This is a genomic window from Kurthia sp. Dielmo (assembly GCF_000307285.2).
In the GTDB taxonomy this organism is placed as follows: domain Bacteria; phylum Bacillota; class Bacilli; order Bacillales_A; family Planococcaceae; genus Kurthia; species Kurthia populi.
Genome location: NZ_HE578959.1, coordinates 75,066 through 88,043, shown reverse-complemented (window position 1 = coordinate 88,043; position 12,978 = coordinate 75,066). Strand labels below are relative to the sequence as shown.

At 36.1% G+C, this 12,978-nt stretch carries 10 protein-coding genes; 2 read left to right on the top strand and 8 right to left on the bottom strand.

Features of this window, described 5'->3' with window-relative positions; all coding sequences use genetic code 11:
• Nucleotides 1–11: 11 nt before the first annotated feature.
• Nucleotides 12–629, bottom strand: a complete 618-nt coding sequence (locus KTHG_RS11685) for an HAD family hydrolase (RefSeq protein WP_370323571.1) — start codon at nt 627–629, stop codon at nt 12–14.
• A gap of 99 nt (nt 630–728) precedes the next feature.
• On the opposite strand from KTHG_RS11685, the gene KTHG_RS11680 reads away from it, so the two are divergent.
• Nucleotides 729–1,064 carry a four-helix bundle copper-binding protein gene (locus KTHG_RS11680; RefSeq protein ID WP_126989294.1) on the top strand — a complete coding sequence of 112 codons (336 nt, stop codon included), beginning with the start codon at nt 729–731 and terminating at the stop codon, nt 1,062–1,064.
• Nucleotides 1,065–1,138: 74 nt separating this feature from the next.
• Here the strand turns inward: KTHG_RS11680 and KTHG_RS11675 are convergent, their stop codons facing one another.
• The 7 genes from KTHG_RS11675 to KTHG_RS11645 all read right to left on the bottom strand — a co-directional run bounded on the left by KTHG_RS11675 (nt 1,139) and on the right by KTHG_RS11645 (nt 11,965).
• Nucleotides 1,139–2,020 (bottom strand): VOC family protein, encoded by an 882-nt coding sequence (locus KTHG_RS11675; RefSeq protein WP_139993750.1) that lies wholly within the window; start codon nt 2,018–2,020, stop codon nt 1,139–1,141.
• A 93-nt stretch (nt 2,021–2,113) separates the two neighbouring features.
• Nucleotides 2,114–3,532, bottom strand: coding sequence for a hypothetical protein (locus KTHG_RS11670; RefSeq protein ID WP_139993748.1), 1,419 nt, complete (start codon nt 3,530–3,532; stop codon nt 2,114–2,116).
• 110 nt (nt 3,533–3,642) lie between these two features.
• Nucleotides 3,643–5,250 (bottom strand): HD-GYP domain-containing protein, encoded by a 1,608-nt coding sequence (locus KTHG_RS11665; protein WP_139993746.1) that lies wholly within the window; start codon nt 5,248–5,250, stop codon nt 3,643–3,645.
• 87 nt (nt 5,251–5,337) lie between these two features.
• Nucleotides 5,338–7,809, bottom strand: coding sequence for a GAF domain-containing sensor histidine kinase (locus KTHG_RS11660; protein ID WP_139993744.1), 2,472 nt, complete (start codon nt 7,807–7,809; stop codon nt 5,338–5,340).
• A gap of 2 nt (nt 7,810–7,811) precedes the next feature.
• Entirely contained in the window at nt 7,812–10,373 is a 2,562-nt protein-coding gene (locus KTHG_RS11655) for an ATP-binding protein (RefSeq protein WP_139993742.1), read from the bottom strand.
• A gap of 32 nt (nt 10,374–10,405) precedes the next feature.
• Nucleotides 10,406–11,083 (bottom strand): response regulator transcription factor, encoded by a 678-nt coding sequence (locus tag KTHG_RS11650; RefSeq protein ID WP_139993740.1) that lies wholly within the window; start codon nt 11,081–11,083, stop codon nt 10,406–10,408.
• Nucleotides 11,084–11,230: 147 nt separating this feature from the next.
• A complete protein-coding gene (locus KTHG_RS11645; protein ID WP_126991527.1) occupies nt 11,231–11,965 on the bottom strand; it encodes a glucose 1-dehydrogenase in 735 nt (244 codons plus the stop codon).
• Nucleotides 11,966–12,313: 348 nt separating this feature from the next.
• Here KTHG_RS11645 and KTHG_RS11640 point away from each other — a divergent pair, with 348 nt between their 5' ends.
• Entirely contained in the window at nt 12,314–12,919 is a 606-nt protein-coding gene (locus KTHG_RS11640) for a hypothetical protein (protein WP_139993738.1), read from the top strand.
• The last annotated feature ends 59 nt before the right edge of the window (nt 12,920–12,978 follow it).

Below are 12,978 nucleotides of genomic sequence, written 5' to 3'. Positions count from 1 at the left end.
AGAAGAAGTGCTTAAACAATAATATTTGTAATCTCTTCAGCTGTTTCAAGACGATACGCCGCATCGTCCATTCCTTTTGTTGAATGCGCACCCCATAATGCTAGCGCGAAAGGAACACCTGCCCCTTTCGCACATTGATAATCAAAAATCGTATCTCCAACATAAATCGCTTCTGCTGGTGCTACTGCTAACTCCGTTAAACAAAGTTGTAATGGCGCTGGATCCGGCTTCGTCTTTGGTGCATCCTCTGCTGTGATAATAGATGCAAAATAGTCATTCAATCCAAACGGCTGAAATTCATTCACAAATTGTACGCGTGTTTTAGACGTTACAATTCCTAGTTTTACACCCTGTGCCGTTAATGTCTTTAAAGCTTCTTCGACACCATAAAATAATTGTACCTCGTCCATATAAACTTCGACTGCTTTATCCCATTCTTTATGTACTTCATTAATATTCTCTACACCTAAACGCTTCAATGCATCTTTACCTGGAATACCAAAAACAACTCGCAGCTCATCCATCGTATACATCAAATCATGTTGCTCTAATACTTGTTGAAGCGCCTTCAGCTGTGCACGCTCTGTGTCTAGCATTGTGCCATCTACATCAAAAATAATTGCTTTCATTATAAACCAGCTCCTTTTCTTTAGTTTTACCTGTTTTTGTTTAAATTGCAAGAGGACGGGAAGAGATTGACAGTAGAAAAAGATTGGAGTGTTTAAGATATGGATATGGAAACATGTAGTGCAGAATGTGTCGCAACAGCAAAAATTGCAAATCGTTGCTTTGATTTATGCCTAGCAGAACAGGATGTCACAATGGTTGCCCAGTGCATTCGATTAACACGAGAATGTACGGATTTTTGTCATGCTACTGCAAGTGCGCTAGAACGAAATAGTCCCTTCGCAAAGCAACTTTGTGCTCTTTGCGCTGAAATCTGTCATACTTGCGCAAACGAATGCGCCAAACACGCCGAGCACCATGAGCATTGTCGTAAATGTGAAGAAGCTTGTACACGCTGTGCTGAGGTGTGTGAGCTAATGGTCAAAGCACTAAGCTAACGTAAAAAAAGAACCACATTGCTGTGATTCTTTTCCACTATATTTTAGCCGCACATACCTATTTGTGCGTTTTTTTAATTCTCATCAATTGTAAAAATAATACGAATGCCATTTGGATCTACTGTTGAAAAGCGTTGTTCACCACCAAATGCTGGTGCCTCTTCAAATGCTTCAACAGGAAACCCAGCCGTTTTTAATTGCCCTGCTATGGTATCCGCATAGGCTGCATCTTTTAATACGACTGTATACGATTTTAAGCCAACTGCATTATAAGGACGCTCACTTGCCCCTGCACTATTCCATGTATTCAAACCAATATGGTGATGGTAATGGCCTGTTGAAATAAATAACGCCTGGCGACCATATCTTGTCACCACTTCATAATCTAATACATTTGTATAAAAATTTTCTGTTTGCGCTAAATCTGCCACAGATAAATGAATATGCCCCATTACGGTTTCTGCTGGTAAGCCATTATATTGTCCATCTGCCTCCGCAAGAACTGACGCAAAATCAACTTCACGCGTTGTCATATACACTTGGTTATTATCATCCCATTGCCATTCGGTATCTGGACGGTCCACGTAAATCTCAATGCCATTACCATCTGGGTCATATAAATAAAGTGCTTCACTCACATCGTGATCACCTGCACCGATACGTACATCATATTCAATAAAATGCTGCACAAAATTCCCTAAATCTTTGCGTGTTGGTAAAAGTAATGCAAAATGATATAACCCTGTATAACCTTTTGCTGATACCGCCTCTGGTACTTCATTAATCGATACAAGACTTGTTTTGCCATCTGCTGATAAGTAAGCAGTTGTCGCTGTTTGCTCTAAAATAGTGAAGCCAATAATTGTTGTATAGTATTCAATTGAACGGGCTAAATTTGATACATTTAATTGCACATGTGACACATATGCATTTGGTTTTTTATGATAAGTTGTCATGAGTATATTTCCCCTAATTTTTTATTAGTTAATTACTATTCGTAACTTACTGTAAAATAGAAACCTTTAGAAGTCAACAAAAAAGACCGAAAATTAGTTCTTCTCGGTCTGCAACCTATCATATCTATCTAACTTTTTCATAAATGCATAATCACGAATTCTCTCACCCGCTAAGCTATACAATAGACTCGCCAATTGATTTTCATGCAATTCGTAATAATGCTTTGGATTTGTTGCAAGTTGTGGCGCATGACCAACGACAATAATATGCTGCGCCTCGTAATGCTCTTTAAGGCGCTCGATTTGTGCCGCCGATTTAATAAAAGGTGGCCGATAAACCGTCAGTTTTTGTGTACGCAAAATCCCTTCAAGTAGTGCTAATAATTGTGGGTTTTTCATTTTCTTATTAATAATGAGTAGGGCCACATTTTTTTGCTCGCCATGTAAGCGTAATTCCTTTAATAACGATATTAATAAATCATCAATAAAGCGCTCCACAGCCGGTGCATATGCCCCCGCCTCAATAAGCTGCTTCAACGGCATAACAATCATCGTCAACCAATCTGCTGGTGTCGATTTCGCTAATAGTTCTTGGACATATGTCGTTGCTTGCTCATATTGTTCTTCTACAACATAATGCAATAAACATAGTAGTCGTTCATAATCTGGTGACTCCATTTTACATAATGTAATAGTCGTACGTACCGGCAATGCTTGTGTCGCCACTGTTGATGTTTGCGTCGACTGCATAAAACCTTCTTTTTTTCGTTCCCCCGCTTCTAAGAGCTCCCGAAAATGATACAATAACTCATCACTCCAACGATTTTGTTCATGCATTAAATGGTAAATTTCTTGCAAAGAAATCATTGGATTTTCACGCGTCATCGTAACATACGTATGGACGACCTGTAAAATCTGAACATCTAATGTGGGCTGCTCTATACAGTGATACTTTAGAATATGTGAAAGATGTGCAAGTCCAATTCGTTCAAAATAACCCTTTAAATACGTATCATCAAGTGCTTCGCAAGGTGTTAATAAATAGGCAATTGCTGTATCCCCTAATCGCTCCATTCCCATACGTTTTGCTAACAGTGTGCCCAGTGAAAACTGTTCTACAGCCTGAGAAAACATACTGTGATGCATTAAATGCTGCATCGCCTCACGCAATCTAGTATCTTGTAAATACGCAGCTAATAATGTTTGAATCACACAACTATATTCTTTATTCAAAAATAAATGTGCATAGCGATTTCTTTCATTATTTGCACGTATCATTTTAAAAAATTCTGTCAAAAACGTACGTGTTTCGACATCATATTGATGTGGTAAAGACTGTTCTACATAGACATAGCGAATATGATGCAGTTTCAACAAATAAATAAGACGGTCTGTTAATTTTCTGCCTGCACGCAATAATAACTTTTTTTCATCTTTTACATTTTCGCAAATAATATCTCCAGAGCTTAAAACATTCACATGGCGATAAGCCTTCGTTAACTGTAGTTGCATACGTTCTTTCTCCCTTCTTTATAGACGTTGTTACACTCTACAATAAGAGAAAAAGGTTAAAAAATAGTTAAATTATCAGATTGTTTAATAAAATAGAACTAAAAACCCATTTAAAAAGGTCTTTTATACTTTTTCAAATAAGTTTCTAGTTCCTTTCCTGTCATATATTTACCAGAGAAATGCGCTAATAATGAATTTAACTGTGGTTCTGTCAAATGAAAGTTTTGTTGCTTAGTAGAAAATTGATACGGATGATCCCCAATTGTAATAATATATTCCATATGCATCTGCTCTAATACTTGCTCATAAGATTCTTTTGACTTTGCATATGCAGAAAAGCCTTGTGTGTATAATAAACTTTTAAAAATTTTAATAAGTGTAGGATTTTCAGTTGTATTTGTCGTAACTAATAGTACTGGTTCATCAACATTTTCATTTCTAAATTGCTGTAATGTATCATCTAATAGCAGCTGTAATTTTGACAAAGCATGCTGTAAATGAGCTGTTTGTAAATAATTTGTGCGTTTTAGCATCTGTAGTAAATGATAAATTGGAATAAAAATTTGCGTGCTCCAATCTTTACGTGCATAGCATAATTTTAGTTGTTCATAATAGCGCTGTACGTGCTGTGTATCACCTTTAATTAAATAATTCGATAAATGCGTAAATAATTCTTTTGCCGTATCTACTTCATATGACACTAAACGTTTAATCGTAACACTTAAATCCATTGGCAAAATCATTGATTTATGCGCTGTTCGTACGCGTGGTAAAAGCTGCATCAATTCATTATTGGCTTCTACAACAGCCTCTTCACCTGTTGTTAATGCAACAATGGAACCCTGCGGATAAATACCAATAAACTCGATAAAACGATTTAATAATTGCTTGTTAAATTGTGTACCAAGGCGATACATATGCTCAAAAGCCTCTGATGCAGACATTGCGGGTTGATGCGCACGTTTCATTGTAAGTGCAGAATACGTATCAACAATTTGTAGTAGCTGCACTTCTACTGATAAATCTTCCTCTGTTAGTGCATACGGATAGCCACTTCCATCTATTCTTTCATGATGTTGCTTCGAAAAATGCGAAACACGCTCAAGCCCTAGTGACTCAAGCATTATCTCGCCTCGTTCCACATGTTGCTGCACGACACGTTGCTCTGCATTCGTAAATGGGTCCTTTTTTTGCAGTAATAGTAACGATGTATAGACTGTTCCTATATCATATAGTAAATAACCGATTGCAAATTGAGAAATATTTGGCATGTTCTCATGCTTTGCAAATAATGTTGCCAGTGTAAAAACATCTGTCGCATGTCTATACAAATACCCATCAAAATCTTTCAGCATTAAGAAGTGCTCTCGCCACTGCGCATTTTTCATATATGATAAAAATAACTCTTTAATAAATTGAATATCTGTTGAATCCTTTAATGTACGACCATAACGCATCTCTAAGCTGTTGTAGCCAACTGCCTGGAAAAATAAATCCGTCACAGATTTTAATGACTCGTCTATGTCATTAAATTTTCTACGTTTCACGCAAATAGTCCCGATATGTCTTTTTTTTAAAAACTCAATTTCATGTTCTGTTAAAATATGCCCACTACGCATCCAAACTTGATTTTCAACTCGTAAATCACTATATAATTCGTCTCCTGAACACACAGTATGAACGGTGCAGTATTCGTAGCTTTTTTGTGCCACTGCCATTAAAACCCCTCCTATTAGATATAGTTTGTATATAGACTATATTCTTCAAAGGTTAAAACAACGTTAAACAGCACATCTTTCACTTAATTATTTATAGTCTAAAGACTCATTATCGGTCGGTAACTTAAATCGAATACATGTACCCTCTGATTCTTCACTTTTTGCTTCGATCATTCCTTTATGTTCTTCTACAATTTTCTTACAAATAGCTAATCCAATACCATGTGAATCACGATGCTTACTATTGCTCGCACGATAATTACTTTGGAAAATATAAGGCAGATCCTTCGCTGGAATGCCGATGCCGCTATCTTTAATTTCAAATATGACATACTCATCTTCAACATACATACTAAATGAAATATATCCTTTATCTGTATATTTCAGCGCATTTGTCATTAAATTAACAAAAACCTGCTCGATTCGTTTTACATCTACTACAACCAAAATCTCTGCAGAAACAGTGCTTGTCGTATCATATATCAACCCAGCCCTTGCAACATCCTCTGCATAGCTATAGCATAAAGATTCATACAATTGTTGTGCCGGTAACTGTGTATAATGGAAATCTAAACGCCCTGCTTCTAATTTTGCTAAATCAAATAAATCACGAATCAACTCATTCAAATTTAATAACCGCATTTTACTGCGTTCTAAATATTTCATTTGCTGTTGTTCATCTGTTACAACACCATCCAAAATTGCTTCAATATAGCCAAGTGTAGAAGTAATTGGTGATCGTAACTCATGGGAGACACTTTGTAGTAGTTGTTTACGCTCCTGTTCACTCATTTCAAGACGCCCCATCGCTATTTGTAAATCCATATTTCTCTCTTCTAACTCATTTGTACGCAATGTCACTCGGTTTTCTAAATCTGCATATACTTCCGCATTTTCAACTGCAATTAATAACTGCAAGGCAATCTGACGTAAAATATCCATATCAACAACTTGGAAAACATGTTCAACATACTGATTTTCTAAATATAAAAAAGCCCTCGTTTCTCCTTTATATTGAATTGCCATACAAATTAATGTTTTTGCTGTATTATCATATAAACGAATTTCCTCATCCGTACTTTCACGCAATATAAGTGGCTGTGTTCGCTGCTGCACTTCATGAATCATCACAAGCTGCGCTGCCGTTAATGGCTTTGTAATCATATTTAATTGTATTGGTCCTTGTTCTCTTAAAAGAGAGGCTGTGACACACCATTCATCTTCTCGCTTTTTAATAAAATGGACTGCCGTCGCATTAGCCTGGCGCATTAATAATTTAAGTAGGCGCTCATAAACCTCTTCAATCGTCGTTTCACGTGCTAATGATTCTGTTGCTTCAAATATAGCCAATCTATCAACCGGCACATTCGATGTTGTCGTTCCTTCTGGTAAAATATAATGCGTATATAGTTCTACGAGGCGCTCTGCAATAACTGATGCCCCCCATAAACGTACCTTTTGAATACTTTGAGCTACATAGCGCTGCGTTTTCTTTTCATCATGTTGATTATGGTAAAAACGTGCCGCACGCTCATAAAAAATCGCTTCATGGTGAACATAGTGATAAATTTTTGATAATTGAATCGCACGATCATATCGTAATGCTGCTTCCTCATACATTTGTTTACGGTACTCATTTTCAGCTACCAATAGCATGTATAAATGCTCATATTGATGCGGTGCTTTGGTACTCCAAATTTTAAATTTATATAAACTTTCCTTAATTTCACGTAGTGCCTTTAGCAAAGTCTTACGCGGTAAAATATCCTCTCGCAGTCGATCAAATTGATGTAATGCTCTAAAGAAATAGTAATATGGTGCAATTGGTAGTGAGATAATTTCATGCTTTTGTTTTTCTAACTCCATGAGCAATTCCTCTTGTGCTGTACGATCATTAAAGAAATAGGCCATTTGAATACGCAAGATATAATGCATAGCTTTCACCATCGCCTCATCTTCAAGCGTAATCGGCATATGATATTCAGGTACAATCTCACCGTTTCGTAACGCTTCAATCCAATACTGCAATTCTGCTAAAAAGTCCTCTGCTAAAGGATTCGGGTGCTGACCATAACGGTCCTGTTGAGTCACGATTTCCTGTTGCACATCCGCTAGTGAATCACCTGATAAAAACCGTGTATTACAAACAAAACAAGAATGCGATGTCGTAATATAGTTCATCCCTAATTCATTTGTACATAACTGGCTTTGGCGCATTAATTCAATAGCTGATGGTAAATCATGCTGCCAATGATGTAGGAAAATACTATAAATAAAATATACGCGCGCCTTAATATAAATATCCTCTGAAGCATCCGCTAACTCTTTTGCTAGACTCCCAAAACGTAGCGCACCTTCAATATCATCAAACCCTGAAATGAGTATTAATGCATAATTACAATAAACGATAGGCGCCTGCGTAGAAGCACCATATTTCAACTGCAAACGAAGTAAACGTAAAAATAGCATCGCTGAAATATTCGGATGTGAAGATAGCCGACTAAATGCAATCATTATTTGTATAAGAATATCAATCTCTTCATTATCAATGGCGGGCAAATTTAATAAATCCTCATTTTTTTATGACGTAATGCCCACTTTACCTTTACAAACTCTTTAACAATATCTAATTTTTTAACTGATCTTGTAATATTCATATTGCCCAGTTCTAATGCACGAAAGCCAATATCAATTAACTTATCTGAAGAATCATGTTCTTGATGCATACGTGTCATCAAATAATATACGCGTAATTTTTCGAGCTTTGTTTCCGCATGAGTCAACGCCTCATTCATATAGTCATTCGATTCGTCTATATGCATTAATACACCTTCACACTCTGCAAGATCCATATAAATTTGCAAAGTTTCCACTCGTAACCGTTCCCAGCAGTCTGTAGGGAGTAATGTTTTACTTTCTAAAAAATAGTAACGTGCATTTTGTACAAGCCCAGCCGACTTTGCTAGAACACCTAATTGATGATTCCATAATGCCAGCTGCTCATGCTCAATCGTACTTAAACGACTCTTACAATAATTCAGTTGTCGCACAATTTCTTCTAATAATTCCACACCATTATTTTCTTTTTGCAATAGTTTTCCAATCGAAAAATGTATCGACATCCTATCTATTTCAGGGATAGAATTATAAACGGCCTGTTGAACACCATCATGAACAAACTGGAATAGTTGTTTTTCATTTGGTAGCGTACGTTGGTATACACTGCGCATTCGTATAAACCCACGCTCCATTAATATATGTAAATCACTTAGTAAATTATAATACGGAACATCTAACAACTTCAGTAATAATTGAAATTCAAATGTTTGCCCAAAACAAGCAGCTGTTTGCAAAATATATTTTAAATGCGGCTCCAATAAATCCACTCGCCGGGTAATAAATTCTGATAAACCGTCACTCGTCACAATGCCATTTAATTTTTGGGCATCATAATGCCAGCTTGCAGTCGCTGCCTCATAAAAAAGAATCTTTGTTTTTAATAGCATTCGAAAAGCCTCAGCAATAAAATATGGATTGCCCTGTGTTAAACGCGCTAAATATTTAGCAATTTCATATGTAGTCGGACCTTCGCCTAATACTGCTTTCACCCATTCTTCAATAGCTGAAAGCTCCAGTAATCCTAATTGAATAGTGCTATAACTTTCTAATTCTTGTTGCCACTCCAGAAGACGATTTTTTGTAGATGCCTCATCACGCATAGCTACAATAAATAATAAATAGCCACTATCATGATATGCACAAATTTTCTTAAACAAATCGACAACAACATCATCCGCCCATTGTAAGTCATCAACAAAAAATACGAGCGGGCGCTTCTTCATTGCAAAAACAGTAAGTAATTTTTGCAATGAAGAAAAAATATACGCATAAATTTGTTGTGTTGCTTGTTCGCGGTCATCAATAATTTTCGTTGTTTTTGATATGAACCAGGATAATTCTGGAATGAGTTGAAGCAAACTATCCATAACGATTAAATCGACTTGCTTGATACCTTGTTTAAAACGTGAAATTTCGGCATCACCTGCTAAATACACTTGTTTTAATAAATCGCGAAAAGGGGCCACAACTGGATCGAACGTATGCTGTTTTTTTAACTGATCAAATTTCCCTTCAACAAAATATCCTTTTGTATAAAAAGTTTGTTCCATAATCGATTTTGCAAGCGAAGATTTTCCAGTCCCTGATGCACCCACCAAAAAGACAACTTGACCATCCCCTTTGACAACACGTTGAAATGCGCGTTCAAGCATTTGCTTCTCTGTTGTACGTCCATATAATTTTGAATCAACCATCATATCCGAGTGCTGTTCCATTTCAGCAAGCTGAAAATCTATATTCATTTTCCCTTGTGCAAGCGCTTCAAAAACACGAATTAAGTCATACTTTAAACTACTTGCTGTTTGGTAGCGCTCACCCGAACTCTTTGCAATTAATTTTTGGACGATATTTCCTAAAATCGGCATACGACTTTTTTGTACAATCACCGTGTGATCAACTTGTTTTGTCAAAATATCAAATACATATTCTTGCTCTGTATCCGCTTCAAAAAGGGGTTTATCGGCAATCATTTCATAAAGTAATGCCCCAATTGCATATAAATCCACACGTTCATCACTTTTTTGATCGATGCGCCCTGTTTGTTCTGGTGCCAAATAAGCCCAGTCTACCTCTGTTGTCGCTTGTACTAATGTTTCAGGCGCCAATAATTTCACTTCAAGGGTTTGTGGATTCACAAAAATATGGGATGGATTAATCAACTGATATATCGTATTTTGCTGATGCAAATTTTCAGTTGCAGCAATGATAGCGATTACAATTTGCAATACTTGATTTAATGACAGTTTTGACAACAACAGTTGACGAAGGGATTGGCCCGTAAAATCTTCATATAAAAATAAAAATTGTCCATTAAATTCAAGCACGTTGAGTGGTTGAAACAAAAATGGATACTGCTCCGTATTCTTTTTTACATATTGTAATTTTTCTTGTGCCTGCTGTAAGGTTGTAACATCCGGAATCACTTGTAACACCATCATTGATTCATAGATTTCTATATATTTACGATGCAATAGCTGCGGCATATATTCCGTTTTCTTAACCATCAATAGCACTCCTATTCGCAAAAAATTCAAACTTATTCATTAAATTTATAGCCAAAACCTCGGATAGTTTGAATCCATCTTGGTTTCGTTGATGAATCACCAATTTTCCTGCGCAATGTACTAATGTGTACAGACAATGTTTTCGGATCAACAATTCCATCATAGCCCCAAATTGTATTAAGCAACTGCTCTGAACTTACGACACGCGTACGATTTTCGACTAAATAAAACAGTAATTGCTTCTCTTTCGTAAATAAATTGATTCGTTCTCCTGCACGGTACACTTCTTTTTCATCCAATTGAATCGTTAAATCATCAAATGTTAACGCATTCGCATCTTGATTGGAAGTACGACGTTTTAAATGCGCTTGAATTCTTGCGACAAGTTCTTTCGGAATAAACGGCTTTGTCATATAATCATCTGCACCTACTTCAAATCCCATTAACTTATAATCAATCATTTCATTTACCGTTAAAAACATTAACACCGCGTTCGTCTTACTGCGGATTTTTTTAGCTAATTCAAAACCTGTACCATCAGGTAAATTCACATCTAATACGATGACGTCCGGCTTACTTTCCAAAATAATACGTTCTCCATCTGCTACTGTTGATGCTTTGAATAATTGAAAGCCAGCATTTTCAATATAGATTGATAAAACCTCTAAAATATCTATGTCATCTTCTACAACAACAATTCGTTCCTTCATATTAGTCTCATCCTCTCATAAGCCTTCTAATCCTTTTATTTTACCATATTTTTTAATATTTCTTATAATTTAACACAACAAATGAACTATTTTTTACATAAAAAAAAGAGACTGGCATTAGTGCCAGTCTCTTTTCTCTATATTAGATTATTGAGCAGTTAAACCGCCATCAATAACAAATTCTGAACCAGTTGAGTAGCTAGATTCATCAGAAGCTAAGTATAATACTAAGTTTGAAACTTCTGAAGGCTCTGCTACACGGCCGATTGGAATATGTTTAGAAAATTCTTCTACGGCTGCTTTTGTATCTTCTTGAACAACCATTGGTGTTGCAATAACACCTGGGTGTACAGAGTTTACACGGATACCTTTACGAGATAATTCAAGAGCTGCTGCTTTTGTAATACCACGTACAGCGAATTTTGTATCTGTATAACCGACAGCGCCACCTACTAAGCCGTTCATAGATGAAATATTAACGATAGAGCCTTTGCCACCCTCGATCATAGCTGGTGCTACTGCTTTAATACCTAAGAATACAGATACTTGGTTGATTTCAACAATTTTACGGTAATCTGAAAGTGTCATATCTAAAATTGATTTTGCCATTGTGATACCTGCATTATTTACTAAAACATCTACTTTACCGAATGCTTCTACTGCTTTATCTACAACTGATTTCCAGTCTTCTTCGCTTGTAACATTTTGTTTCACGAAAATTGCATTGTCGCCAAGTTCAGCGGCAGTTTGTTGACCTTTTTCTTCGTTCAAGTCTGTTAAAACTACTTTTGCGCCTTCTTCAATGAATAATTTTGCGTGAGCCGCACCCATACCTTGTGCTGCGCCTGTAATAATTGCTACTTTACCTTCTAAACGTGCCATGTTAAATAGCCTCCTTATATATGTGTAGATATTGCCTACACCTGTAAGTTACCATCTTTTATAATCACATGTCAACGAAAAACACTTATTTATTTTAACACTAAAGAATACTTGTATTAATTAGGAATGTTTAACAGTAAAGAAAATTTATACTTATCTAAAAGCACATTATAAGTCAAGTGATTAGCTTCTATTAAAAGGACCATTTAACTCATCAATCAGTAATTTTCTACTCCCTTCTAATCACCCTTTAAACAGTAAAGAAAGAACATATCGGCATCGTTTCGTGCCATGTTATAGCGGTAATGGTTAATCATATATTCCTTTAAAAAGAAGGTGGGTAGATATATGATGAGTCAAACACTCGAAAATACATTACTACTGGGTGCTATATTTATTGTCGTCACAATTTTCGGCGTTCGTTACGTACAAAAACAACAAAAGCGAAAATTAATAACCGGTTTTATAGTAGGATTACTAATTTCTTTATTAGGTGTCGCGTTTATACAAGGGGCCAAGCTATCTGTTGAGCTCCAACAATGCTCTACTACACCATTGTCACAAACATTAACTGATGAACAATTTTTAGCAAAACTCACATATGCTGAGCGTTTCGGTGATTCACTTACTGTGCAAATTGATGATTTGCAACAACTCGCAAAAGCAAAAGACTTTCATTCACTACAAATCGCCACAAATGAATTATCTACGTTATTAAAGGAACGTATTCACTCGATTAATTCATTAATCGAAAATGAAAATTTATCCTCACAGCAAACAAATTATTTACTACTTTATAAAAAAGGCCTCAGACAATATATTGATGCTACTACTCAGTTTGAAACCATTACCGAAACAAAAACAATTCATGCGCTACCTAACGCCTCTAAAAGATTTTCTCAGGGTCTAGCAACAATTGAAAAGGCACAGGTTATTATTAATTCAATGACCTAGAAAATGCTGAGGCAAAACACGTCATATTCCTTTTTTAGTCTTCACAACGAAAAACCGGA